The organism is Paragemmobacter kunshanensis, from assembly GCF_011059185.1.
GTDB classification, from domain to species: domain Bacteria; phylum Pseudomonadota; class Alphaproteobacteria; order Rhodobacterales; family Rhodobacteraceae; genus Paragemmobacter; species Paragemmobacter kunshanensis.
Genome location: NZ_JAALFE010000001.1, coordinates 358,642 through 383,399, shown reverse-complemented (window position 1 = coordinate 383,399; position 24,758 = coordinate 358,642). Strand labels below are relative to the sequence as shown.

Genomic DNA, 24,758 nt, shown 5'->3' with positions numbered 1-24,758 from the left:
GGCAGGACTTCGCCACCCCCGCCCGCCGATCCCCCTGCCGGATTGACGCGATGTTCTCCGGCCCTTCCTTATGCAGGCGGTGCCAACTGCATGCCGGACAAGGGGAAGGATGGATCAACAGGATCACCAGGCCGCGCTGGACGACGCGGCCGATCTCGAATCCGACGGTCGCCACGACCAGGCCCTCGCGCTGTGTGATGACATCCTCCGCCGCGATCCGCGGCAAAGCGCCGCCTGGAAGATCCGCACGAAAGCGCTCATCGGCCTGCGCAGGCTGGATGACGCCCTTGCCTCGGCAGGCGAAGCCGCATCGCTCTTTCCCGCCTCGATCACCCACCGCCTGATGCAGGCCCGGATCCACGTCCTCAACCGCGACATGGCCACCGCCGCCGCGCTCTATCGCGGCATTCTCGCGGATCACCCCCGCAATCTGAACGCCATCCGCGAACTGATGGATCTTGTCCCCCTGACCCCCGGTGATGACATCCTCCGTCACCTCGCCGCCGCGGGCGAGGACGCCTCGCTCAAGCCCTTCGATCGCGCAACGACCTGGTTTCTCAGGGCGCAGGCCCACATGAACGCCAATGACGACGATCAGGCCTTCGCGCTGTTCGATGAAGGCAACCGCCAGATGCGCGCCCTGCACGGGCCGGACCGGCTGGAATATGTCTTCAACCGCTACCTTCCCGAACTGGATGCCGCCTTCCAGCGCCGCCACGCGCCCGCTGCCGCCGGGGATCCCTGCCCCCTCCTGCTGGTGGTGGGCCTTCCCCGATCGGGCAAATCGCTGATGGAAAAGCTGCTGGCCACGCAGCCGGGCCTCCTTGCCGTGGGCGAGACGACCTTCCTCTACGATCTCTTCCTCGAACTTGGCCGATCCGGCGGCCCGGACAGCAGCATCCGCCTGCTGCGCGCGCTCCCCCACGCTCCGATCCGCACGCATTTCGCCGCACGCATCCGCTCCGGCCCCGACAGATCCGCCACACGCTGCATCGACACGACACCCGGCAACCTCGAACAGCTTGGCCTCCTGGGCCCGCTTCATCCCGACGTGCCCATCATCTTTGTCCGGCGCGAACCGCGTGATCTGGTGGCCTCGCTCTACTTCAAGCAGTTCAACACCGCCCATCGCTACAGCTACGGGATCGAGACAGCGGCCCGCGCGGTCGCCCGCACGGAATACCTGGCCCGGCGCTGGCAGGAAACCATGCCCAATCCCATGGTCGAGATCTGCCATGACTCGCTGGTATCGGATCCCGTTTCCGTCGCCGCGTCTGCCCTGCGCCGTTTCGGCATGCCAGTCGACGAACCGGCCCTCCGCCGTGCGGCAGGCGAAAAGGGGGCCGAGATCGCCCTCTCGCCAGGTCGCTCCCTTGATGGCATCGGGGCGATCCGGCCAGACCTCGTCGGCTTCTCCGCGCGTTTCGCGCGCCAGCTTGCGCCATGCCTCCCGGCCTATGAGGCGGAAGCGGCCCGCCTGCGCTGATCCCGTCGGAAAAGCAGAAGGCCCGCACGATGTGCGGGCCTTTGCCATTCTTCCGAAGCGAGGGCTTACTTCTCGCCGGTTTCGACCTTGCCGTCGCCACCCTTGCCGTCACCACCCTTGCCGTCGCCACCTTTGCCGTCGCCACCCTTGCCGCCGCCATGGCCGTGACCATCACCACCGCCGGGTCCGCCGTTACCGCCGGGGCCACCCTTGCCGCCACCAGGTCCGCCGTTACCGCCGGGGCCACCATTGCCGCCGCCAGGTCCGCCGTTACCGCCGCCGGGGCCACCGTTGCCACCGCCAGGTCCGCCGTTGCCACCGCCGGGGCCACCATTGCCACCGCCAGGTCCGCCGTTGCCACCGCCGGGGCCACCATTGCCACCGCCAGGTCCGCCGTTACCGCCGGGGCCACCGTTGCCACCGCCAGGTCCGCCGTTGCCACCGCCGGGGCCACCGTTGCCACCGCCAGGACCGCCGTTACCGCCGGGGCCACCGTTGCCGCCACCAGGCCCGCCGTTACCACCGCCGGGGCCACCATTGCCGCCACCAGGCCCGCCGTTACCGCCGCCGGGGCCACCATTGCCACCGCCAGGTCCGCCGTTACCGCCGGGGCCACCATTGCCACCGCCAGGTCCGCCGTTACCGCCGGGGCCACCATTGCCGCCACCAGGTCCGCCGTTACCGCCGCCGGGGCCACCATTGCCACCGCCAGGTCCGCCGTTACCGCCGCCGGGGCCACCATTGCCGCCACCAGGTCCGCCGTTACCGCCGGGGCCACCATTGCCACCGCCAGGTCCGCCGTTGCCGCCGCCGGGGCCACCATTGCCACCGGCACCGCCGGCACCACCGGCGCCACCGGGACCACCGTTGTCGCCGCCAGGTCCGCCATTGCCACCGCCAGGCCCGCCGTTATCACCGCCGTCACCGCCGTCACCGCCGTCACCGCCGTCACCGCCGTCACCGCCGTCACCGCCGTCACCGCCGTCACCGCCATCACCACCGTCGCCGCCATCACCGCCGCCGCCCGGTGCGCCACCGCCACCCGGGTTGCCCGGGCCTTGCGTCGGATTGTCATTGCCGGGGTTCCCGCCCGCCGCCGGGATCGCGCCGGTCGGGCCGATCAGCTGTCCGCCGAGCGCGCCGCAGGTTTCTTCCACATATTCCAGGATGTCGACGAAATCGGGCCGGTTCCGGATCTGCGCCAGCAGCGCCTGATCCAGGGGCCTTTCGTTCAGGATATCGCACATGTCCTCGGGCAGGTTGATCGACCGGACCTGCGCGCCGGCCGTCTGCGGAAGGATGAACAGGGTGCCCATGAGAATGAAGGCAGACCCGAAACCACTGACCATACGCTTGCTGGGAATGTAGCGAGAACGACGATTTTTCATGACTGAACTCCTGAATCGCCAAACATCCAAACGGATGCCTGTAATTAACTTTCGTTAACGCCAGAGCCGCCATTCGGTCAAATTTTCGCCTTTTTGACGTCACTTTCCCCCCTGAATTGCGCCACATTTCACGCCCGGCGGTATTCTCGTGGAAAAATTCACAACCTGAAGTTGCCAACTGTTGAGAAAATCCGAACAGTGTTCCTGAATCTTGAAACGAATCGCTTGCGCGATCCCCGGTTTTCGGACTCAGCGGGTCCCAAGGCGGCCGAATCCCGGTCTGGCGGGGCCTTCTGACCAAAATTTCACATAATCTTGCCGCGCTTTTGCCAAACTTGTGGCAAAGCGGCAACATTTTGGCCGCAAACTGGACATTTTCCCTATCCCCACCTCACGCCAGACCGGGGGTGATCGCCGGAGCAGAGCCGGGAAAATCGTCCGGTATCACGGGGTTGCAGGCCCCGATCTGGCGCGGCGCGATAGTTCGCAACGCCATAAAACAACCGCAGATAGATTTAACCTCCAGGGCCGAAACGCCGCCCCCGCACCCTGCCCATCCTGTGATCAAAATTCCGGATCTGCCGCCGAAAATGGCCTTTCGGGCCCTGTCTCCAAGAGAAATTCCTTGACGGATGCCAGCGTCGACGTATGTGTGAATGAACGTTCATTCGCAGCTGCCAGACAAGAAGCCGGACACTTGACCCAGACCGATCGCATCCCCCCCCAGACTGAACACCGCACCGTCGAGATTCTCGACGGCGTGCGTCAGGCTTTTGCCGAAAAGGGGTTCGACGGGGCCTCGATGCAGGATCTCGCCCGCGCCTGCGGCATGAGCGTGGGGAACTTCTACCGTTACTTCCCCTCCAAGGCCGCCATCGTCGCCGCCCTCGTGACCCGCGACCTGACCGAAGTCGAACAGGAATTCAGCCAGATCATCGAAAGCCCTGATCCGATGATCACCCTGCGCCGCGCGCTTCAGCATCGGATCGAGGGGGAATGCTGCGCCACCGAAGGCCGCATCTGGGCCGAGATGATGGCCGCCTCCCTGCGCAAGCCCGAAGTCGCCGAGATCACGCTTCAGATGGAAACCGAGATCACGCGCTATCTGACCATCGTCTTCGCGCGCGTCCGGGGTATTTCGGCCGAAGAGGCGCGTCTGCGCTATGGCCCCCATGCCAGCCTTCTCGTGATGATGATCAAGGCCAGTTCCATTCATCGCGCCCAGGCGCATCACACCGGCCCTGATCTGGTGGCGCTCATCAGCCGTACACTCAACCACGTCCTCGATGAAATCGAAGTCGACGGCCCGAAAGGTCAGTAAATGCGTCTTGCGTTCCTTGTCCCTGTTCTGATTGCCCTCGCCGCCCCGGTTCACGCCGCCGATGACACGGCCGCAGAGGCCACGTCACCCATCCTTCCCGCCATCACCGTATCGACCGTGGAATCACGGATGCTGCAGGACAGGGTCATCGTCTCGGGCCTCGTGAACCCCGTGGAAGAGGTGCAGGTCGCCCCCCTGATCGAAGGTCAGCCCATCGAAACCCTTCTCGCCGATGTGGGCGACCGGGTCACGGCGGGCCAGACCCTCGCCACCCTGTCCAAGACGACGCTGGAACTTCAGAAAAGCCAGTATCTCGCCTCCCTCGCCTCCGCCCGGGCCACCATCGCCCAGGCCGAGGCGCAGCTGCTCGAGGCGAACGCCGCCGCGGACGAGGCGCAGCGCGTCAATGAACGCACCGCCGCGCTCAAGGCCCAGGGAACCGCCTCTCAGGCCGCGGCCGATCAGGCCAGCGCCAATGCCATCGCCGCAACGGCCCGTGTCACCGTCGCGACCCAGTCGCTCGAAGCGGCCCGCGCCCAGCTTGCCCTGGTCGAGGCGCAGCTCGCCAATGTCGATCTGCAACTGTCCCGGACCGAGGTGAAGGCCCCGGTCGCGGGCGAAATCACCCACCGCAACGCGGTTGTCGGCTCCATCGCCTCGGCGGCCGGTCAGCCGATGTTCACCATGATCCGCGACGCCGCGCTGGAACTCTCTGCCGATGTGGCCGAGATTGATCTGATGCGCCTCGCCTCCGGCCAGACCGTCAGCATGGTCGCCGTCGGCGCGCCCGACCGGCTTGCCGGATCTGTGCGCCTTGTCGAACCCACTATCGACACGACCACGCGCCTTGGCCGCGCGCGCATCACCATCGACAATCCCGAAGGCGTCCGCGCCGGGATGTTCATGGATGCCGAAATTTTGGTGGCCCAGCGCGAAACCATCGCCGTTCCCGTCACCGCCGTCGGATCCTCCCCCGAAGGCGCGACGGTGATGAAGGTGACGGGCGGAGAGGTCCGGCGAATCCAGGTCAAGACAGGCATCCGCGATGGCGGCTGGGTGGAAATCGCCGAGGGCCTGGCAGAGGGCGACATGGTGGTGACAAAGGCCGGTGCCTTCGTCCGCGATGGCGACCGCATCAATCCCGTCGTCGCCGCCACCAACTGATCAGGGGATCCGCCATGAACTTTTCCGCCTGGTCCATCCGAAACCCGGTCGCGCCGCTTCTGGCCTTTGTCCTTCTGCTGGTCCTGGGCTGGCAAAGCTTCAACACCCTGCCCATCACCCGCTTTCCGAATATCGACGTCCCGCTTGTCGCCGTCACGGTGAACCAGTCCGGTGCCGCCCCGGCCGAGATGGAAACGCAGATCACCAAGGAAATCGAAGATGCCGTCGCCGGGATTACCGGCGTCAAGAACGTCATCTCCACGGTGACCGACGGGGTTTCCACCACGGTCGTCGAATTCCGGATGGAGGTGCCCACCGACAAGGCGGTTCAGGATACCAAGGATGCCATCGACCAGATCCGCGGCGATCTGCCCGGCTCGATCGAGGCCCCTGTCGTCAGCCGGATCGACGTCGAGGGCCAGGCCATCATGACCTTTGCCGTCAGCGCCCCCGACATGACGATCGAGGAACTGTCCTGGTTCGTCGACGATACCGTGATCCGCAGCCTGCAGGGCCGCGCCGGTATCGGCCGGGTGGATCGTTACGGCGGGGCGGATCGCGAGATCCGCATCGAACTCGATCCCGTCAAGCTTGACAGCTACGGTATCACGGCCAGCGCGGTGAATGGCCAGTTGCGCGCCACCAATGCCAATCTCGGCTCGGGCCGGTCCGAACTCGGGGCAGGGGAACAGGCCATCCGCACGCTGGGCGATGCACGGACGGTGGAAAACCTCTCCAACACCACCATCGCGCTGCCCTCCGGCCGCCATGTCCGCCTGTCGGAACTGGGCCAGGTGAGCGACACCTATGAAGAACTCCGCTCGCTCTCGCGTCTGAACGGCGAACAGGTGGTCACCTTCGCGGTCTTCCGCGCGAAGGGCGCATCCGAAGTGTCCGTCGCCGAAACGGTGAATGCCCAGCTGGATGACCTGCGCGTCGATCATCCCGAGGTGCAGATCAAGCTTGTCGATGAAACCGTCTTCTACACCTACGGCAACTACGAATCCGCCCTGCACACGCTGATCGAAGGGGCGCTTCTCGCGGTTCTGGTGGTTCTGGCCTTCCTCAAGAACTGGCGCGCGACGCTGATCTCGGCCATGGCGCTGCCGCTTTCGGCCATTCCTACCTTCTACGTGATGGATCTGCTGGGCTTCTCGCTGAACCTCGTCAGCTTCCTCGCCATCACCCTGGCCACCGGCATCCTCGTCGATGACGCCATCGTCGAGGTGGAGAATATCGCCCGCCACATCCGCATGGGCAAGTCACCCTACCGCGCCGCCATCGACGCCGCCGATGAGATCGGCCTCGCCGTCATCGCGACATCGGCCACCATCGTGGCCGTCTTCGTGCCCGTTTCCTTCATGCCGGGCATCCCGGGCCAGTATTTCCGGCAATTCGGCCTGACTGTCGCCATCGCCGTGATCTTTTCGCTGATCGTCGCGCGCCTGATCACGCCGATGATGGCCGCCTACCTCATGCGCGCCAAGGACGCCGAGGAAGACCACCACGAAGACGGCCCCATCATGAAGGGCTATCTCCGCCTTGTCAGTGCCACCACCTCCGGTAGCTTCCTCCGGATCCCGGCCCGCTACCTCACGATGCTGGGCGCGATTGCCGTTCTGGCCGTCTCTGTCCACTTCATGCTCAAGGTTCCGGGCAGCTTCATCCCGCCCGAAGATGTCAGCCGTATCCCGATCTCGGTCGAACTGCCCCCCGGCACCACGCTGGAAGAAACCGACCGCACCACCCAGGCCATGGTCAAGGCCATCCAGCAGGTGGAATGGGTCGACAATGTCTTCGTCCTCGTCGGCTCCTCGCCGACCGGCGACCGCGACATCCGCCGCGCCTCGGTGACGGTGCTGCTCACCCGTCTGGATCACTCGCTGCTTCTGAAACTCTCGCAGATCGTGAATGGCGTGCCGCTCCTCGGGGCCATCGTGCCCGATGTGGAAAACACCGGCCGCACCGTGCCGCAGAACGTGATCGAGGCGCAGATCTTCGAAAAGCTGGCCCTCGTTCCCGATGTGCGGGCCTTCAAGCTGAACGACAGGGGCGAACGCGATCTGTCCTTCTCGATCCTTGCCGACAACGAAGCCGATCTGAACACCGCCGTCGCCCGCCTCGAAGAGGCGCTCTCCGGCGATCCGCTGCTGGCCAATGTCGCCTCGGAAGGGGCGCTTCCCCGGCCCGAAATCCAGATCACCCCCCGCGCGAACGAAGCCGCGCGCCTGGGCATCACCACCGCCCAGATCGCCGAAGTGGTCCGCGTGGCCACCATCGGCGATGTCGACGCGGCTTTGGCGAAACTGTCCATCGACAATCGCCTGATCCCGGTCCGCGTCCGCCTGAACAATGCCAGCCGCGAGGATCTGGGCCGCATCGGCGCGCTCAAGCTGACAACCGCCACGGGCGCCGCCGTGCCGCTTTCGGCCGTGGCCGACATCGCCATCGCCGAAGGGCCTTCGATGGTGGATCGCCTCAACCGCGAACGCCGCGCCACAATCGGCGCGAACCTTCCCGTCGGCGTGGCGCTGGGCACCGCGACCGCGCGCTTCAACGAGTTGATCGCCAGCGTCGAACTGCCCCCCGGCGTCCGCGTGCAAGAGGCCGGCGATGCCGAGGTGCAGCAGGAACTCATGGCCGCCTTCGGCAATGCCATGATCATGGGCCTGATGCTGGTGCTGACGGTGCTGATCCTGCTCTTCAAATCGGTGATCCAGCCCTTCACCATCCTCCTCTCGCTTCCCCTTGCCATCGGCGGGGTGGCGGCGGCGCTGATCCTCACCAACTCCGCCCTGTCCATGCCCGTGCTGATCGGCATCCTGATGCTGATGGGCATCGTCACGAAGAACGCCATCCTCCTGATCGACTTCGCGATCGAGATGCGCAATCAGGGCATGACGCGCTATGCCGCCGTGATCGAGGCCGGGCACAAGCGGGCAAGGCCCATCGTGATGACGTCCATCGCCATGTCGGCGGGCATGCTGCCCTCGGCGCTGGGCGTGGGCGAAGGCGGCTCCTTCCGCGCGCCCATGGCCACCGCGGTGATCGGCGGCATCATCGTATCAACGGTGCTGTCGCTGGTGATCGTGCCGGCCTTCTTCCTGATCATGGATGATCTGTCGCGCCTGATCACGCGCCTGTTCAGCCGGTTCATCGGCCCCAAGGAAGCCGAACCCGAAGATCCGCCCGCCCATGTCTTGGCCCAACGGATCGACGCGCTCGAAGCCCGTCTCGATGGCAGGCCGCCGACGCGCGGCGCACCCACGCTGCACGTCGCGGAATAGGAAAAGGCCCGGGGTTCGCACCCCGGGCCTTTCGCCTAAGCTATGCGCTCTGCGCGCACCCCCCTAAAACGTCAGCCCTGAAAACCGCGACGGATGCTGCGGCACCCCCGGCAGCACGCAAAGCATCTCATACAGAAGGTTCGCCCCGATCAGCGCGGTATTGCCCGAAGGATCATAGGGCGGCGACACTTCCACCAGATCGCCCCCCACGATGTTCAGCCCCGCGCAGCCCCGGATGATCTCCAGCGCCTGCCAGGTGGACAGGCCCCCCGGCTCCACCGTCCCCGTTCCCGGCGCGAAGGCGGGGTCAAGGCTGTCGATGTCATAGCTGATATAGACCGGCAGTTCCCCGATCCGTTCGCGCACGATCTCCATCAACCGCACCAGCGATTTGCCCCAGCATTCCTCGGCCTGCACCACCGTCCAGCCCTGCCTGCGCGCCCAGTCGAAATCATCCGCCGCATAGCCCGTGCCACGCAGCCCGATCTGGAACACGCGGTCGTTGATCAGGCATTCATCCTCCCACGCCCGGCGGAACGGGCATCCATGCGCCACCGTCTCGCCGAACATGTGTTCGTTGATGTCGGCATGGGCGTCGATATGGATCAGCGCGACCGGCCCGTACTTCTCCTTCATCGCGCGCAGGATGGGCCATGTCAGCGTATGATCGCCCCCCAGCGTCAGCGGGATCACGTCATGGGCCAGAACCTTGCGGTAATGGTCGGTGATGATGTCCACCGTCTTCTTCAGATCAAAGGTGTTGATCGCCACGTCGCCCAGATCGGCCACCTGCAGGTGATCGAACGGCGCCGCCCCCGTCGCCATGTTATAGGGGCGCAGCATCCGGCTTTCGTCCCTGATCTGACGCGGCCCCAGCCGCGTGCCAGAGCGGTTGGAGGTGCCATGATCCATCGGTATCCCGATGAACCCCACATCCAGCCCCTCGGGCGATGCCGCCGCAGGCAGGCGCATCATCGTGGCAGGCCCACCGAATCGCGCCATCTCGTTCCCGCCCAGCGGTTGGTTGAACACCTTCATCGGCCTTTTCCTTTCAGCCAGTCCCGGATGATCGCGTGATGCCGTTCCCCCGAATAGCTTGGGAAATGCCCGCCATGCACCACCCGCACCGGCAGCGCCAGAAGCCGTTCCATGGACGCGATGTATTGTGCCTGCTCCTGCGCGCTCGTCCCCTCGATCAAATCGCCATCATAGACGATGTCGCCCGAAAACAGCACGCCCGTCGCCGCCTCCCACAGCGCGATCCCCCCCGGCGAATGGCCGGGCGTGTGGATCACCTCGAACTGCCGGTCGCCCAGATCGACCACATCCCCATCCCACAAGAGCCGCGTCGCAGGCGCGGCCTGCACCGCATAGGTGGACGATTGGTAAGGATCAGGCGGCAGCGCGGTGAAGATGTCATCCGTCACATATTTGTCGGCAAAGGTGTTCTCGCGCGTCGGCGCGCGCAGCAGATGCGCCTCTGCCCCGTGGCAGGATCGGCAGGGGAATTCGTGATGGCATCCCACATGGTCAAAATGCGTATGGCTCGCCACCGCCTCAAGTGGCCGCTCTGTCACCACCGGCACCCATTGCCGCAGGCTGACCACACCCATCCCGCTATCCACCAGCATGTCGCGGTCCCGCCCCCGCACATGCCAGACGTTGCAGCGATAGAATTCCCGCACATGCGGCTCGTCGATCCAGGTGACGCCATCGCCCACCGGCCGCACGCGCCACCAATCCCCCGGCCCCATCCGTTCCATCATGCCTCCAGCACCACGAAATCCGTGGCCCCCAGATCCATCACCGCCCCCACAGCCACTTCTGCCCTCTGCGGCAGATGCACCACCAGCCGCAACCCGGGTGCAGCCACCGGCGCCACATGCGCCCGCAGATGCGTGCCAAAGAACACCGTCTCCACCACCCGGCAGGGGCCCAGCCGCAGCGGGCCCCCCTCCGAAATCGCCTCCGGCCGGATGCACAGCACCCCGTCCGGCACCGCCACCGGGCCAAATTCCGCCGCGCCGCCCTTCACGGGAACCTTGTTCACCTCGCCCATGAACCCCGCCGAAAACAGGCTTTTCGGGCGCAGATACACCTCCCTTGGCGGACCCTGATCCGCGATCCTGCCACCATTCATCACCACGATCCGGTCGGCAATCGCCATCGCCTCTTCCTGATCATGCGTCACATGGACAAAGGTCGTCCCCACCCGCCGCTGGATCGCCTTCAACTCATCCTGCATCGCCCGCCGCAGCTTCAGGTCCAGCGCCCCCAAGGGCTCGTCCAGCAGCAGCACATCCGGCTCCACCGCCAGGGCCCGCGCCAGCGCCACCCGCTGCCGCTGCCCGCCGCTCAGCTCATGCGGCCGCCGCGCACCGCGCCCCGCAAGCCCCACCAGCGCCAGCATCTCCTCGGCCTTGGCATCCCGCGCCGCGCGCGCCACCCCCCGCATCCGCAGCCCGAACCCCACATTCTCGGCCAGCGTCATATGCGGAAACAGCGCGTAATCCTGAAACACCGTCGTCGTCGGCCGATCCTTCGGGGCGACGCCCCCCATGTCCCGCCCGCCGATCAGGACGCTGCCGGACGTGGGTTCGGCAAACCCGCCGATGATGTTCAGAAGCGTGGTCTTGCCGCATCCTGACGGGCCGAGCAGCACGACGAATTCCCCTGCCGCGATCTCCAGATCGACGGCATCCAGCGCCAGTGCGCTGCCATAGCGCTGCGTCACCGCGCGGATGGATACACCGGCCGTCATTTCGTCCTCCGGAACACGAAAACCTCCAGCAGGACCACCAGCGTCACGGAAACCAGAAACACCAGCGACCCCACCGCGTTGGTCGCGGGCGAAATGCCCGACCGCAGCATCGACCAGATCTCCACCGGCAAGGTCACGTCGAACCGCGTCAGCAGGAAGGCGATGATGAATTCGTCCCAACTGAACGTGACCGACAGGAAAAAGGCCGCCGCCAGCGGCGCCGCCAGCATCGGCGCCGATACCAGGGCCAACACCTTCCATTCCGGCGCGCCAAGGTCACGCGCCGCCCGTTCGGCGTTTCTCTGATGATCCCCCATCGCCGCATAGGTGATGGCGAAACACAGGGGCAGGTTGATCACCACATGCCCCACCCCCGCCGTCCACAGCGACAGCCGCACCCCGGCCTGATTGAACACCGTCAGCAATCCCAGCGCGATGATCAGGTAATTCACCGTCATCGGCGCGATCAGCACGCCCCGCATCAGCACCGATCCCGGCAGCCGCACCCGCGCCAGCGCATGCGCCGCCAGAAACCCCAAAGTCAGCGCGATCAGTGACGAAATCCCCGCCACCAGCGCCGAATTCAGCAGCGCTTCCATCAGGTCACGCTCACCCAGAACACGGCCATACCACTCCAGCGTAAAGCCCTGAAAGGGCGGCACGGGCAAGCGGCCATCCTGAAAGGAAAAGGCCACCAGCACCACCACCGGCAGGAACACAAAGGCATAGGCAACCGCCAGATAGGCCCATGACAACGCGCGCATCGCTACACCCGATCCAGCCGCAGCCATCGGCTGCTTGCGAAATAGGCCAGCGTCACCACCGCCATCAGCACCACCGACAGGGCCGAGGCCAGCGGGAAATTCCCGCTTCTCCCCAGTTGCAGCATGATCAGTTGCGGCAGCGTCAGTTCCGCATTCCCGCCCAAAATCTGTGGCGTGATGTAATCCCCGATGCACAGCACGAATGTCAGAAAGGCCCCCGTCACCACCCCCGGCAATGTCAGCGGCAGGATCACATGCCGGAAGGTCTGCCACCGCCCCGCCCCAAGATCCGCCGCCGCGCGGGCATAGTTCGGCGATAGCTGGATAAGGTTCGCATAGATCGTCAGCGTCAGCAGCATCACGAAGAAATGCACGAAGCCGATCACCGTCGCCACCCGGGTTGCAGCAATCTCCAGCGGCTCGGCAATCAGCCCCAGCGACAAAAGCGCCTTGTTCACCACCCCGTTCTGCCCCAGCACCAGAAGCCACGCATAGGACCGCACCACATAGGATGTCCAGAACGGCAGCACCGCCAGCAGCAACGCCAATCGCTGCCACCGCGCGGGCACCCGAAAGGCGATGATCGCCGCCAAGGGCCAGGCCAGCACCACCGAAACCACCGTAACAACCACCGTGATCTCAAGGCTGTTCAACAGGGCCTTCAGCATCGTCCAGTCGGTGAAGATGCGGATGTAATTGCCGGGATCAAAACCCCGCACCACCTCGCGCCCTTCCATATGCGCGAAAGACAGCGCCACCATGGCGGCAAAGGGCAGCACGAAAAAGGCTGCCGTCCAAAGCAGGGCAGGGGCCACAAGGCCCCAACCCATCCGCCGTTCCGCCGCCGCCAATGTCACGGCGTCACTGGTTCAGCATTTCGGTCCACAGATCCTGCATCGCCGTATCCAGCGCGGCATCCGGGATCGGGTAAAGCTGCGCGCGCTTCAGGAAATCGGGCTGCTCCTGCCAGCGCAGGATCGCGCGCTGTTCCATCGACAGGGCATCGCCCGTCTTGGCATTCGCGGGCATCCCCCAATAGCAGGAACTCGTCGCCAGCTTCGCCTGCCCCTCGGGCGAGACGATGTATTTCACGAATTCCAGCGCCAGATCCGGCTGGGTGGACCCGGCCACCACCCCGATCGACTGCGCCCAGCGCAGCCCGCCCTGCTTCGGGATCGTCCAGTCCAGGTTGGGGTTGTCGGCGGCCAGCACCGCCGTCAGCCATTCCCCCCCGCCCACGACGATATCCACCTCGCCCGTGGCCAGCGCCGTCTGCGCCGAAACCACGTCCGACACCTGCTTCGATGCCGCCCGCAGCGCCATCAGCGGATCCTTCAGGCTGCCTAGCGTGTCGGGCGTGATATCGGCGGTGTTGATCCCCTGTCCCAGCGCCACAAGGCCCAGCACCGGCAGATAATAGTCATAGATCCCGATCCGTCCGTCATATTTCCCGCTGGTCAGGCTGGCCATGTCCTCCATGTCCGCGGGATCAACCTTGGTCTTGTCATAGGAGATCGTGTTGTAGCCGAACTTCTCGGTCACGGCATAGGTCTTGCCATCCACCATGTTGTTCTCGGCCATCACCAGCTCGGGAAAGAAATTCTGCGTCGGCAACTGGTCAGCCGGCAACTCGGCCAGATACCCCGCCTCCACCGCACGGCCCACATCCACCGCGTCGATGACCAGCACATCCCAATCCCCGGGTTGCGACTGGTCAAGGATCGCCAGCCCCGCCGCGGTGCCCTCATATTCCTTCAGGTTCACCTTCACCCCGAACTTCTCTTCAAAGGGTTCGATCAGCGCGGGATCGGTATGATCGCACCACACCAGCGCATTCAACTCCTGCGCAAGACCGGGGCAGGACATCGCAGCAAGGGTGGCTGCGGTCATCGGAAGGATCGCTTTCAGGGCCATTGTCGTCTCCATGTCGGGCTTCGGTCTGCGCTTCTCGTCGGCGCGATGTTGAAAAGAATTGAGTTCGTTCATTTTTGAAGTCAATGTCAAAATTCGGGCAATTCGTGAACGGAACCGATGGCTGGACTGCGCGAGAAACAGAAGGCAGACCGCACGCGCCGCATCCTCGAGGCGGCCTCGCGGCTTTTCCGCGACCGCGGCTATGGCGCGATCCGGATCGAAGACATCGCCCAGGCGGCCGAGGTCTCGGTCGGCACGCTCTACAACTACTTCACGAACAAGGGCGACCTCCTCCTCGCCATCGTCTCGATGGAGGTGGAAGAGGTGCTTGAATCCGGCCACGCCATCGTCGAAAACCCACCCTCCGACATTGCCGATGCCCTCGCCGCGCTGATCGGCATCTACTACGACCACTCCCTGATCTACCTGTCGAAAGAGATGTGGCGCACCGCCATGGCCCTGTCGATCGAGGCCCCCGAAACCCCCTTCTCTGCCCGCTATACCGAACTCGACAGCAAGCTCGCCGCCCAGGTCTGCGATCTGATCGCCCGGCTTCAGGCGCTGGGCTATGCCCGGGCTGGCGTGGATGCCCAGGCCATGGGGCAGGTCATCTTCAACAACCTGAACCAGATGTTCATCGAATATGTGAAGCAGGACGCCATGCCCCTCGCCACGCTGCATGCCCGCACCACCCGCCAGAACCGGGCCTTGGCGGAAATGCTGCGCCGGGGCTGACCCGCCCTTTACGCCCGACACCCGACGCGCCTACCTTTCCCCGATCACAGGGGGAACCCATGCTGCATGCCTACCGCGAATCCCAGGGCCGTCTCGTCGCCCTCTCCCCAGACTCCGCGCTTGCCGATGCGATCTGGATCGACCTGCACGCACCCACCCCGGACGAGGCCGCCGCCACCGCCGCGCTGGGCCTCCACGTCCCCACGCTCGAGGATATGGAGGAAATCGAAATCTCGAACCGCCTCTACCGTGAAGGCGGCACCGATTACATGACGATCCAGCTCACGGGCCATTCAGACACCAACGCCCCCACCGCTGGCCCCGTCACCTTCATCCTGACACCCGGTCGGCTTGTCACCGTCCGCCACCATGCCAGCCGCCCCTTCGAAACCTATCCCACCCGCGCCGACAAGGTCGGCCCCGGCTGCACCTCCGCCAACGCCCTGTTCCTCTCCCTGCTGGAAGAAATCGTAGGCCGCCTCGCCGACTTGCTGGAAAGCTCGGGCCGCAGCCTCGATCATGTCTCCCGTTCCGTCTACACCCCGGGCAAGCGCGGGCAGAACCAGAAGCGGCTGGAAGTTGCCCTCCGCCATATCGGGCGCGAGGCGGAATTGCTGGGCAACATCCGCCTTGCCCTGCTCACCCTGTCCCGCGCGCTGGGCTTCTATGGCCAGACCGCCCGCGAAAGGACGGGCGATGAAGGGCTGTCCGGCACCGTCGCCAACCTGACCCGCGACATCGATTCGCTCGAGGTGCATACCGATTTCCTGTCCCAACGCGTGGGCCTCGCCTCCGACGCGACGCTGGGGATGATCAACCTCGCCCAGAATTCCACCGTCCGCATCGTATCGGTCGTGGCGGTGCTGTTCTCGCCCCCCACGCTGATCGCGTCGATCTATGGGATGAACTTCGACATCATGCCCGAACTGGCGCAGCCCTTGGGCTACCCGTCCGCCCTCATCGCGATGCTCGCCTCCTCGGCCATCGCCTATCTCTACTTCCGTTGGAAGAACTGGCTCTAGACGGCCACGCCCTGCCGCCAGACACCCCGCAGCGCCCAGTCGGGCGACAGATGCACCATATCCGCCCGCGCGCCCGGGCGCAGATGCCCCAGATCGCCCCGCCCGATCACGGCAGCAGGCACCGAAGATGCCATGGCCAGCGCCCGCTCCGGCGCAATGCCCACCGCCTCCACCAACACCTGCACCGCACGCGGCAGCGTCAGGTCCGCCCCCGCCAGCGTCCCGTCCTCCAGCGTCAGCCGCCCTCCCGCCCGCAGGATACGCCGCCCACCAAGACGGAACTCCGTCCCATCCGTGCCCGCCAGCGCCATGCAGTCCGATACAAGGAACACACCCTCCCGCTTCGCCGCCAGCGCCACTCGCATCGTCAACGGATCCACATGCACCCCGTCCGCGATCAGCCCGGCAAAACCGCCCGCGCCCAGCACAGCCCCCACCATCCCCGCTTCGCGGTTGCCCATCTGGCTCATCGCGTTGAAGAGATGCGTCGCGCACCGCGCCCCCGCCGCCATCGCCGCCCGCGCCACCCCCGCGCTGCAATCCGTATGGCCCAGCGACACGATCACCCCGGCCGCCGCCATGGCGACGATCTGCGCTTCCGTCACCGATTCCGGGGCCACCGTCACCATCAGCGCGGGCAATTCCGCCGCCGCCTCCAGGATCAGCGCCAGATCGCGGGCCTCCATCGGCCGGATCAGGGCCGGATCATGCGCCCCCTTCCGGCGCGGGTCCAGATGCGGCCCCTCCAGATGCAGCCCCAGGAACCCCGGAACCTGCGCCTTGGTCGCAGCAATCCCCGCCTCAACCACCCGCGCCGTGGCATCGTAGGTATCGGTGATCAGCGTGGGCAGGCAGCCCGTCGCCCCCAACCTCGCCTGAACCGCACAAACCGTCTCTAACACGGCCCGATCCGTGGCCCCGTCAATGGCCACCCCGCCCGACCCGTTCACCTGCAGATCCAGGAACCCCGGCGCCAGCACCCCGCCGCCAAGGTCCACCACCTGCCCCTCGGCCGCGCCGAAACCCACGACCGCGCCATCCTCGACGATCAGCGCCCCCTCGCGGAACTGCGCCCCGTCAAAGACCCGCGCCCCGGCATAGGCGATGCGCCCCATCACACCGTCTCCGTCACCTTGCGCAGATGCGGCGGCGTATCGGGATCGAACCCCCGCCGCCGCGCCAGCGCCTCGACAAACCCGTAGAACCCCACCGCCAGAACAAGCGGCGCCACCAGCGGATGCAGCCCCCCGACCGAAGGCAGAGTCACGCAGCCCTTCGCCCCGGCCCCGGTGACGAACACATCCGCCCCCTGTGCCGCCAGCCGTTCCGCCGTCTGCACCACCCCCGCCTGCGCGGCATCCTCCACCGCCAGCGCCAGCACCGGGAACTGCGCCTGCACGATGGCCGAAGGCCCATGCAGCACCTCTGCCGCGGAATAGGCCTCTGCATGCAGGCCGCAGGTCTCCTTCAGCTTCAGCGCGCATTCGCTGGCAATCGCGAAGGCAGGCCCCCGTCCCAGCACATAGCCCGATTGCGCCCGCGCCATCCGCGCCGCCAGCGGCGACCAGTCCAGCGCAAGCGCGGCTTCAAACGCCTCAGGAATCGTCTCTATTGCAGCCAAAAGCGCCTCATCCTCGCGCCACTGCGCCACCAGCGTCAATCCCGCCAGGACCGAGGTCACAAAGGTCTTGGTCGCCGCCACCGATTGCTCCACCCCCGCCTGCAGGGGCAGGCAATGGCTTGACGCCTGCGCCATCGGGCTGTCGGCGAAATTGGTGATCGCCACCGACAGCGCGCCCCCCGCGCCCGCCGCGCGCATCATCTCCACGATATCCGGACTGCGCCCCGATTGCGAAATCCCCACGCAGACCGCGCCTTTCAGGCGCAAGGGCCGCCCATAGACCGATGCCACCGATGGCCCGACCGAGGCGACAGGCACCCCCGCCAGCAATTCCACCGCATATTTCAGATAGGTCGCCGCATGGTCCGAAGATCCCCGCGCCACGGTCACCACCAGCCCCGGATCAACAGCCCGCATCGCAGCCGCCGCCGCCATCAGCGCATCCCGCGATTCCGTCAGGAATCGTCTCGAAACCTGCGGAATCTCGCCCACTTCCCGCGCCATGTGACTTGTCATCATCCGTTCCTTTCCGCTTCGGGTGCCAGCTTCAGCTCCACCGCGAAGTCATAGGCGTCACCCCGGTAGAGCGACCTTGTGAATTCCACCACCCGCCCGTCCGGCAGATATCCGATCCGTTCGATCTTCAGCCCCGCCGCGCCGGGCGGCACATGCAGCAACTCCGCATCCCGCACCCCCAGATTGGCCGCCGAAATCCGCTGCACCGCCCGAACCGGCCGCATCCCCCGCGCCTCCAACGCCGCATAAAGCGAGGCATCCACCCGTTCCGGTTCCGGCAGGACCTGCGCCGAAATCGAGGCGCGCTCGATCGCCAGGGGCACCCCGTCCGACCTCCGCACCCGTTCCAGCCGCGCCACGCGATCCCCGGCGCCAAGGCCAAGTGCCATCACCTCTTCCGGCGCGGGCGCGTGCAAACCCCGCGCCAGCCATACCGATTCCACGCTCTTGCCACGCCGGGCCATATCCTCGGTAAAGCTTGTCAGCAGGCTCAGCGCCTGTTCCAGGCGCTCCACCCGCTGTGCCACGAATGTGCCAGACCCCCGCTTCTGCACCAGTTGGCCAGACCCGACCAACCCCTCCACCGCCTTGCGCACCGTGACCCGGCTCAGCCCCGTCATCGCCGCCATGTCCCGTTCGGCGGGCAGGCTGTCCCCCGGCTTCAACCGGCCTGTGTCGATGGCCTCTCCGATCCGCCTTTGCAGCTGCAGGTAAAGCGGCCCGCTTCCCACTTCCTCGAACCCGTCGGGGGAAAAGATCTGCTCCATCACGCCGCCTCCCGCGCCAGCATCAGCGCGCCATCCAGCGCCGTGCCAAGCGCCGCTTGAACAGGAAAGCGTCCCGCCATGCGTGCGGCAAAAACAGTCCCTAAACCGCCCAAAAACACCAGTGGCAGGTCATCGCCGCCCCGCAACAGACAGGCGGCCTCTGCTACATCCGCCTCGGCCCGCGCCATCACGGCCATCGCGGCCGGATCGTCGCTCTGCGCCACCCGCGGCGCCAGCGCCGCGAAATCCGCGGGCCGGGCGCGCAGCGAAAAGGCCACCACGCCATCCGGCCCGCCAATCTCTTCCACCAGTTCCGCCAGCAAGGGTGTCATCACCGTGAACCCGTCCACCGCCCGCAGGCTTGCGGCCAGCATCGCCCGCCCGATCCAGGCCCCGCTTGCCTCATCCCCCAGCACCAGCCCGCGCCCGCCGATCTGCCGGACCATGCCCGCCCGCTGCACGGCAAAGACCGACCCGGTCCCCAGCGCCGCCACCACGCCGTCACCGGCACCCAGCGCGCCCTTCACCGCCGTGATCGCATCCGTCACCACCGTGACGCGGGCAAAGGGCAGGGTCGCGCGCAGGCGTTCCGTGGCGCCCGCCGCATTCGCCCCGGCAAGCCCCAGCCCCGCGGCGGCAATCTCGCCGCCCCCGGCCTCGGCCAGCGCGCCTTCCATGGCGGCAATGATGTTCGCCGCCGCCCCCGCCGGATCCGACGCGATATTCGCAGGCCCCGCCGCGCCGCGCCCAAGGATCGCGCCGGCGGCATTCGCCACAGCTGCCCGGCACCCCGTGCCGCCCCCGTCGATCCCCAGAAAAAGCTGCATGGCGAATCCTTTCCCCCGCAAAGATACCAAAACAATACCAAATGGAAAGAACCTTTGCGAAAAACCCCAAAAACTGAATGCTGCACCTGCGAAATCACAAGAGGCTTTACAATTGGTATTATTTTGGCATTGTCAGGGAAACAGGAAGGGAATCACATGGCCGACCGCCCGACAGAGGCACGTCATCCCCATTCGGCAGGTCTGCATGGCCTGCCGGGCGCGGTTGCGCTGTCGCATCTGCTCGATGCGCAACTCGCCGCGCTGGCCATGGTCCGCCCTGCGATCCCGATGATCGACGCTGCCGCCACCGCCGCCGCCAGCAGCCTGCGCGCCGGTGGAAAGCTTGGCTATGCGGGGGCGGGATCCTCGGGCCTCATGGCGCTGGCCGATGCGCTGGAACTGGCGGGCACCTTCGGCATTCCGCCACAGGCCACGCCCATGCTCTTTGCCGGCGGAACCGATGCGCTGATCCACATGGTCGGCTCTGTCGAGGATGATCCCACCCTGGCCCTGGCCGATTTCCGCAGCTCCGGCCTGGGGCAGGGCGACACGATCCTCTGCGTCTCGGCCTCCGGTTCCACGCCCTATACACTGGTGATCGCCGATCTGGCCCGCAAGGCGGGGCTCACGGTGGTTGGCATCGCCAATGTCGCGGGCTCGAAACTGCTGGAACAGAGCCACATTTCCATCCTTCTGGACACGGGTCCAGAGGTGGTGAACGGCTCCACCCGCATGGGGGCTGCCACCGCGCAGAAGGTGGCGCTGAACATGCTGTCGGTCCGCATGGGCATCCTTCTGGGGCATGTCCATGACGGCTACATGGTCAATGTCCAGGCCGACAACGCCAAGCTGATCGACCGCGCCGCCCGCATCGTGGCGGCCATCTCCGGCCGTGACAGCGAAACCGCGAAACAGGCGCTCGCCCAGACGGGCGGCGCCGTGAAACCGGCGGTGCTGATTGCCGCCGGGGCCACGCCCGAACGGGCTGCGGCCGAACTCCGGAACAGCGACGGGGCACTCGGCCCGGCCCTCGCCGCTTTGAACCCATAAGGCCACCAACAGGGAGTATCTCCATGACGAAAACCTTCCGCTTCGCCCTTCTTGCCAGCACGCTGCTTGGCGGCGCCGCCTCGGCACAGGACGTGACGCTGACGATCGAAAGCTGGCGCAATGACGACCTGACGATCTGGCAGGACACCATCATCCCGGCATTCGAGGCCGCAAATCCCGGCATCAAGGTGGTCTTCGCCCCCACCGCCCCGGCGGAATACAACGCCGCGCTGAACTCCAAGCTGGCCGCAGGCAGCGCCGGTGACCTGATCACCTGCCGCCCCTTCGACGCCTCGCTGGAACTGTACAATCAGGGGCATCTGGCCGATCTCACGGGCCTTGCCGCCATGGCCAACTTCTCGCCCGTCGCCAAATCGGCCTGGCAGACGGATGACGGCGCGGCCACCTTCTGCGTGCCCATGGCCTCGGTGATCCACGGCTTCATCTACAACAAGGATGCCTTCGATGCGCTGGGCATCGCTGTGCCCACCACCCGCGACGAATTCTTCGCCGCGCTCGACAAGATCAAGGCAGACGGCACCTATATCCCCATGGCGATGGGCACCAACGACCAGTGGGAAGCCGCGACGATGGGCTACAACAACATCGGCCCGAACTACTGGAAGGGCGAGGAAGGTCGCCTCGCGCTGATCAAGGGTGAGCAAAAGCTGACCGACGCGCCATGGGTCGCCCCGTTCGAGGAACTGGCCCGCTGGAAGGACTATCTGGGTGACGGTTTCGAAGCCCAGACCTATCCCGACAGCCAGAACCTCTTCACCCTTGGCCGGGCGGCGATCTATCCGGCCGGTTCCTGGGAAATCGCGGGCTTCAACGCCCAGGCGGGCTTTGCCATGGGGGCCTTCCCGCCCCCGGTCGCGGCGGCGGGGGATACCTGCTACATCTCGGATCACACCGACATCGCCATCGGCATGAACGCCAAATCGCCGAATGCCGAGGCCGCGAAGACCTTCCTCGAATGGGTGGGCAGCGCGGAATTCGCGGCGATGTATGCCAATGCCCTGCCGGGCTTCTTCAGCCTGAATTCCACCCCGGTGGAAATGCAGGATCCGCTGGCGCAGGAATTCGTGTCCTGGCGCGGCAAGTGCCAATCGACGATCCGGTCCACCTACCAGATCCTGTCGCGCGGCACGCCGAACCTGGAAAACGAAACCTGGAACGCCTCGGCCAATGTGATCCGCGGCAGCGAAGCGCCCGCCGACGCGGCCAAGCGTCTGCAGGACGGGCTGGCAAGCTGGTACGAACCGCAGAAGTGATCTGCCAAAGGCCGGGGGGCCGCATCGGCCCCCCGGACCCCCCCCATCCCCAAACCGACAAGAGGGCGTCATGGCACGACGGAAGCCTTTCCGCTGGCATATCGGCGTATTCCTGGCACCTGCCGTGCTGGTCTACACCGCCATCATGATCATCCCGCTTTTCGGGACGCTGAACCTGTCGCTTTTCAATCTCGAAGGCCAGAACCGCATCTTCGTGGGCCTTGCCAATTTCGCCACGCTCTTCGGCGATCCGCGCTGGTCCGATGCCTTCTGGAACGCCTTGGGCAACAACTGCTGGTTCTTCATCATCCACATGATCGTGCAGAACCCCATCGGCATCCTGCTGGCCGCCCTGCTGTCATCCCCCCGCCTGCGCATGGCGGCCTTCTACCGCACCGCGATCTTCATCCCCACCATCCTGTCCTTTGTCATCGTGGGCTTCGTCTGGAAGCTGATCCTGTCGCCCATCTGGGGCATTGCCCCCGGAATGCTCGATGCGGTCGGTCTGAAATTCCTCTTCGCCCCCTGGCTGGGGAAAGAGGAATACGCGCTGACCACCCTTGCCCTCATCTCCGTCTGGCAATTCGTCGGCATCCCGATGATGCTGATCTATGCTGCCCTCCTCTCCATCCCCGATGACGTGATCGAGGCGGCCGAGATGGATGGCCTTACCGGCTGGGCGCAGTTCTGGAAGATCAAGCTTCCCCTGATCCTGCCGTCCATCGGAATCATCTCCATCCTCACCTTCGTCGGCAATTTCAACGCCTTCGACCTGATCTATGTGGCGCAGGGGGCGCTGGCCGGCCCGGATTTCAGCACCGACATCCTCGGCACCTTCCTCTATCGCACCTTCTTCGGGTTCCAGTTGCAGCTGGGCGATCCCTACATGGGGTCTGCCATTGCCACGGCCATGTTCGGGATCATCCTCGTGGGGGTGTGCATCTACCTCTTCGGCATCCAGACGCGGCTGCGCCGCTATCAATTCTGAAGGGGCGCGCCATGTCGAAAACCCGCAGCCACGCCGGACGCAGCATCGCCGCCCATGCGATCCTGATCACCTACACGCTGATCGCGCTGTTTCCTGTCTTTGTCATCGTCATCAACAGCTTCAAGTCCCGCCGCGCGATCTTTGCCGAACCCCTGATGCCCCCCATGCCCGGCAACTGGGATCTGGTCGGCTATACCACCGTGCTGGAGCAGGGGGATTTCTTCCAATACTTCCTCAATTCCATGACCGTGACGGTCGCCAGCCTGTTCTTCGTCCTGCTCTTCGGCGCCATGGCGGCCTTCGCGCTGTCGGAATACCGCTTCCGTGGCAACCTCCTGATGGGTCTCTACCTCGCGCTCGGCATCATGATCCCCATCCGCCTTGGCACGGTGGCCATCCTCGAACTGATGGTTTCGGCCGGTTTGGTGAATACCTTGACCGCCCTGATCCTCGTCTACACCGCGCAAGGCCTGCCGCTGGCGGTGTTCATCCTGTCGGAGTTCATGCGCAGCGTCTCTGACGACCTGAAGAACGCGGGGCGCATCGACGGGCTGTCGGAATACCGCATCTTCTTCACCCTCGTCCTGCCGCTGGTCCGTCCCGCGATGGCGACGGTCGCGGTCTTCACCATGATCCCGATCTGGAACGACCTCTGGTTCCCCCTGATCCTTGCGCCGAGCGAAGAAACCAAGACCATCACCCTTGGCAGTCAGGTCTTCATCGGCCAGTTCGTCACCAACTGGAACGCCGTGCTTGCCGCCCTATCCCTCGCCATCGTCCCGGTGCTGGTGCTGTATCTGATCTTCTCGCGCCAACTCATCCGCGGCATCACCGCAGGAGCCGTCAAATGACCATCCGCACCCTCGTTGCAGGCCTTGGCACCATGGGGCGCAGCCATGCGCTGGCCTATCACCGCAATCCCGCCTTCGATCTGGTCGGGCTGGTGAACAGGTCAGAGCCACGGTTGGACCCGGAAATGGCTGGCTACACTATCGAACCGGATTACAAAGCGGCTCTGACACGGCTGAAACCGGATCTCGTGAATATCTCCACCTATTCCGACAGCCATGCCGATTACGCCTGCATGGCGATGGAACAGGGCGCGCATGTCTTTGTCGAAAAGCCGCTCGCCACCACCGTTGCCGACGCCCGCCGCGTGGTCGATTGCGCCCGCGCCAACAACCGCAAGCTGGTGGTGGGCTACATCCTGCGCCATCACCCGTCCTGGATGCGCCTCATCAATGAGGCGCGCGCCTTGGGCGGCCCTTACGTCTTTCGCCTGAACCTGAACCAGCAATCGTCAGGCCCGACATGGGAGGTTCACAAGACCCTCATGCAGACCACATCGCCAATCGTCGATTGCGGTGTCCATTACGTCGATGTCATGTGCCAGATCACCGATGCCAAACCGGTAGAGGTGCGCGGGATGGGCCTGCGCCTGTCGAACGAAATCGCGCCCGACATGTACAATTACGGCCATTTCCAGGTGCTTTTCGCCGATGGCTCCGTCGGGTGGTATGAGGCGGGCTGGGGCCCCATGATGTCCGACACCGCCTTCTTCGTGAAGGACGTGGTCTCCCCCAACGGCGCCGTTTCCATCCGCATGCCGGAAAGCGCGCGGTCGGATGACCACGATACCCACACCAAAACCTCCACCATCCGCGTTCATCGCATAGGCCAGCCCGACGAAGACCTGAGCATGGCCGATGAACCCGGCCATCAGGACCTGTGCGAACGCGAACAGGCCTACATGGCCCGCGCGATCACCGAAGACATCGACCTGACCCGTCACATGGAAGACGCGGTCCAATCCCTCGCCATCTGCCTTGCCGCCGACGAAAGCGTCCGGTCCGGCCAGCCCGTCAAACTGTAA

The 24,758-nt window shown here is 65.5% G+C and carries 22 protein-coding genes; 12 read left to right on the top strand and 10 right to left on the bottom strand.

From position 1 onward, the window contains the following. The first annotated feature begins 109 nt into the window (after positions 1–109). The 5 genes from G5V65_RS01985 (at position 110) to G5V65_RS01965 (ending at position 8,646) form a co-directional block, all read left to right on the top strand. On the top strand, positions 110–1,486 hold the full coding sequence (locus G5V65_RS01985) for a tetratricopeptide repeat-containing sulfotransferase family protein (RefSeq protein ID WP_165046732.1): 1,377 nt from the start codon (positions 110–112) through the stop codon (positions 1,484–1,486). A 41-nt stretch (positions 1,487–1,527) separates the two neighbouring features. Then, positions 1,528–2,880, top strand: coding sequence for a hypothetical protein (locus G5V65_RS01980; RefSeq protein WP_165046731.1), 1,353 nt, complete (start codon positions 1,528–1,530; stop codon positions 2,878–2,880). 691 nt (positions 2,881–3,571) lie between these two features. Then, a complete protein-coding gene (locus G5V65_RS01975; protein WP_206526621.1) occupies positions 3,572–4,195 on the top strand; it encodes a TetR/AcrR family transcriptional regulator in 624 nt (207 codons plus the stop codon). Next, entirely contained in the window at positions 4,196–5,359 is a 1,164-nt protein-coding gene (locus G5V65_RS01970; protein WP_165046730.1) for an efflux RND transporter periplasmic adaptor subunit, read from the top strand. A gap of 14 nt (positions 5,360–5,373) precedes the next feature. Continuing rightward, positions 5,374–8,646 (top strand): efflux RND transporter permease subunit, encoded by a 3,273-nt coding sequence (locus tag G5V65_RS01965; protein ID WP_165046729.1) that lies wholly within the window; start codon positions 5,374–5,376, stop codon positions 8,644–8,646. Positions 8,647–8,709: 63 nt separating this feature from the next. Here the strand turns inward: G5V65_RS01965 and speB are convergent, their stop codons facing one another. From speB to G5V65_RS01935, 6 genes are read right to left on the bottom strand one after another with little or no spacing between them, the layout of a single operon-like run. Then, on the bottom strand, positions 8,710–9,684 hold the full coding sequence (speB, locus tag G5V65_RS01960; RefSeq protein ID WP_165046728.1) for an agmatinase: 975 nt from the start codon (positions 9,682–9,684) through the stop codon (positions 8,710–8,712). Further along, on the bottom strand, positions 9,681–10,412 hold the full coding sequence (locus tag G5V65_RS01955; RefSeq protein ID WP_241250403.1) for an MBL fold metallo-hydrolase: 732 nt from the start codon (positions 10,410–10,412) through the stop codon (positions 9,681–9,683). Before G5V65_RS01955 ends, speB begins: the two co-directional genes overlap by 4 nt. After that, a complete protein-coding gene (locus G5V65_RS22915; protein WP_165046727.1) occupies positions 10,409–11,407 on the bottom strand; it encodes an ABC transporter ATP-binding protein in 999 nt (332 codons plus the stop codon). The genes G5V65_RS01955 and G5V65_RS22915 overlap by 4 nt, the downstream gene beginning before the upstream one ends. Beyond that, positions 11,404–12,171 (bottom strand): ABC transporter permease, encoded by a 768-nt coding sequence (locus G5V65_RS01945; protein ID WP_165046726.1) that lies wholly within the window; start codon positions 12,169–12,171, stop codon positions 11,404–11,406. Before G5V65_RS01945 ends, G5V65_RS22915 begins: the two co-directional genes overlap by 4 nt. Positions 12,172–12,173: 2 nt before the next feature. Further along, positions 12,174–13,028 (bottom strand): ABC transporter permease, encoded by an 855-nt coding sequence (locus G5V65_RS01940; RefSeq protein WP_343162808.1) that lies wholly within the window; start codon positions 13,026–13,028, stop codon positions 12,174–12,176. Between the two features lie 4 nt (positions 13,029–13,032). Beyond that, positions 13,033–14,061 carry a polyamine ABC transporter substrate-binding protein gene (locus tag G5V65_RS01935; protein ID WP_241250402.1) on the bottom strand — a complete coding sequence of 343 codons (1,029 nt, stop codon included), beginning with the start codon at positions 14,059–14,061 and terminating at the stop codon, positions 13,033–13,035. 141 nt (positions 14,062–14,202) lie between these two features. Here G5V65_RS01935 and G5V65_RS01930 point away from each other — a divergent pair, with 141 nt between their 5' ends. Next, positions 14,203–14,820: a TetR/AcrR family transcriptional regulator gene (locus G5V65_RS01930; protein ID WP_165046724.1), complete on the top strand. Its 618-nt coding sequence runs from the start codon at positions 14,203–14,205 to the stop codon at positions 14,818–14,820. A gap of 59 nt (positions 14,821–14,879) precedes the next feature. Next, the gene (locus G5V65_RS01925) at positions 14,880–15,842 is read left to right on the top strand and encodes a magnesium transporter CorA family protein (protein ID WP_165046723.1); all 963 of its coding nucleotides are present in this window, start codon (positions 14,880–14,882) and stop codon (positions 15,840–15,842) included. On the opposite strand, the gene nagA is transcribed toward G5V65_RS01925, so the two are convergent. From nagA to G5V65_RS01905, 4 genes are read right to left on the bottom strand one after another with little or no spacing between them, the layout of a single operon-like run. Next, on the bottom strand, positions 15,839–16,957 hold the full coding sequence (gene nagA / locus G5V65_RS01920; protein WP_165046722.1) for an N-acetylglucosamine-6-phosphate deacetylase: 1,119 nt from the start codon (positions 16,955–16,957) through the stop codon (positions 15,839–15,841). The genes G5V65_RS01925 and nagA overlap by 4 nt on opposite strands. Beyond that, positions 16,957–17,982, bottom strand: a complete 1,026-nt coding sequence (locus G5V65_RS01915; RefSeq protein WP_165046721.1) for an SIS domain-containing protein — start codon at positions 17,980–17,982, stop codon at positions 16,957–16,959. Before G5V65_RS01915 ends, nagA begins: the two co-directional genes overlap by 1 nt. After that, a complete protein-coding gene (locus G5V65_RS01910; RefSeq protein ID WP_165046720.1) occupies positions 17,979–18,746 on the bottom strand; it encodes a GntR family transcriptional regulator in 768 nt (255 codons plus the stop codon). The genes G5V65_RS01915 and G5V65_RS01910 overlap by 4 nt, the downstream gene beginning before the upstream one ends. Continuing rightward, positions 18,746–19,573 carry a BadF/BadG/BcrA/BcrD ATPase family protein gene (locus G5V65_RS01905; protein ID WP_165046719.1) on the bottom strand — a complete coding sequence of 276 codons (828 nt, stop codon included), beginning with the start codon at positions 19,571–19,573 and terminating at the stop codon, positions 18,746–18,748. Before G5V65_RS01905 ends, G5V65_RS01910 begins: the two co-directional genes overlap by 1 nt. A gap of 156 nt (positions 19,574–19,729) precedes the next feature. Between G5V65_RS01905 and G5V65_RS01900 the strand changes: the two genes are divergently transcribed. From G5V65_RS01900 to G5V65_RS01880, 5 genes are all read left to right on the top strand, one after another. Continuing rightward, positions 19,730–20,623, top strand: a complete 894-nt coding sequence (locus tag G5V65_RS01900; RefSeq protein ID WP_165046718.1) for an N-acetylmuramic acid 6-phosphate etherase — start codon at positions 19,730–19,732, stop codon at positions 20,621–20,623. Positions 20,624–20,646: 23 nt separating this feature from the next. Next, on the top strand, positions 20,647–21,897 hold the full coding sequence (locus G5V65_RS01895; RefSeq protein ID WP_165046717.1) for an ABC transporter substrate-binding protein: 1,251 nt from the start codon (positions 20,647–20,649) through the stop codon (positions 21,895–21,897). A 70-nt stretch (positions 21,898–21,967) separates the two neighbouring features. Continuing rightward, on the top strand, positions 21,968–22,885 hold the full coding sequence (locus tag G5V65_RS01890) for a carbohydrate ABC transporter permease (RefSeq protein ID WP_165046716.1): 918 nt from the start codon (positions 21,968–21,970) through the stop codon (positions 22,883–22,885). 11 nt (positions 22,886–22,896) lie between these two features. Beyond that, positions 22,897–23,736 (top strand): carbohydrate ABC transporter permease, encoded by an 840-nt coding sequence (locus G5V65_RS01885; RefSeq protein WP_165046715.1) that lies wholly within the window; start codon positions 22,897–22,899, stop codon positions 23,734–23,736. After that, entirely contained in the window at positions 23,733–24,758 is a 1,026-nt protein-coding gene (locus tag G5V65_RS01880) for a Gfo/Idh/MocA family protein (RefSeq protein WP_165046714.1), read from the top strand. Before G5V65_RS01885 ends, G5V65_RS01880 begins: the two co-directional genes overlap by 4 nt.

Coding starts and splice junctions, on each gene's coding strand:
- G5V65_RS01985 (WP_165046732.1), top strand. CDS start 110: ATGGATCAACAGGATCACCAGGCCGCGCTGGACGACGCGGCCGATCTC.
- G5V65_RS01970 (WP_165046730.1), top strand. CDS start 4,196: ATGCGTCTTGCGTTCCTTGTCCCTGTTCTGATTGCCCTCGCCGCCCCG.
- G5V65_RS01965 (WP_165046729.1), top strand. CDS start 5,374: ATGAACTTTTCCGCCTGGTCCATCCGAAACCCGGTCGCGCCGCTTCTG.
- speB (WP_165046728.1), bottom strand. CDS start 9,684: ATGAAGGTGTTCAACCAACCGCTGGGCGGGAACGAGATGGCGCGATTC.
- G5V65_RS01955 (WP_241250403.1), bottom strand. CDS start 10,412: ATGATGGAACGGATGGGGCCGGGGGATTGGTGGCGCGTGCGGCCGGTG.
- G5V65_RS22915 (WP_165046727.1), bottom strand. CDS start 11,407: ATGACGGCCGGTGTATCCATCCGCGCGGTGACGCAGCGCTATGGCAGC.
- G5V65_RS01945 (WP_165046726.1), bottom strand. CDS start 12,171: ATGCGCGCGTTGTCATGGGCCTATCTGGCGGTTGCCTATGCCTTTGTG.
- G5V65_RS01935 (WP_241250402.1), bottom strand. CDS start 14,061: ATGACCGCAGCCACCCTTGCTGCGATGTCCTGCCCCGGTCTTGCGCAG.
- G5V65_RS01930 (WP_165046724.1), top strand. CDS start 14,203: ATGGCTGGACTGCGCGAGAAACAGAAGGCAGACCGCACGCGCCGCATC.
- G5V65_RS01925 (WP_165046723.1), top strand. CDS start 14,880: ATGCTGCATGCCTACCGCGAATCCCAGGGCCGTCTCGTCGCCCTCTCC.
- nagA (WP_165046722.1), bottom strand. CDS start 16,957: ATGGGGCGCATCGCCTATGCCGGGGCGCGGGTCTTTGACGGGGCGCAG.
- G5V65_RS01915 (WP_165046721.1), bottom strand. CDS start 17,982: ATGATGACAAGTCACATGGCGCGGGAAGTGGGCGAGATTCCGCAGGTT.
- G5V65_RS01910 (WP_165046720.1), bottom strand. CDS start 18,746: ATGGAGCAGATCTTTTCCCCCGACGGGTTCGAGGAAGTGGGAAGCGGG.
- G5V65_RS01905 (WP_165046719.1), bottom strand. CDS start 19,573: ATGCAGCTTTTTCTGGGGATCGACGGGGGCGGCACGGGGTGCCGGGCA.
- G5V65_RS01900 (WP_165046718.1), top strand. CDS start 19,730: ATGGCCGACCGCCCGACAGAGGCACGTCATCCCCATTCGGCAGGTCTG.
- G5V65_RS01895 (WP_165046717.1), top strand. CDS start 20,647: ATGACGAAAACCTTCCGCTTCGCCCTTCTTGCCAGCACGCTGCTTGGC.
- G5V65_RS01890 (WP_165046716.1), top strand. CDS start 21,968: ATGGCACGACGGAAGCCTTTCCGCTGGCATATCGGCGTATTCCTGGCA.
- G5V65_RS01885 (WP_165046715.1), top strand. CDS start 22,897: ATGTCGAAAACCCGCAGCCACGCCGGACGCAGCATCGCCGCCCATGCG.
- G5V65_RS01880 (WP_165046714.1), top strand. CDS start 23,733: ATGACCATCCGCACCCTCGTTGCAGGCCTTGGCACCATGGGGCGCAGC.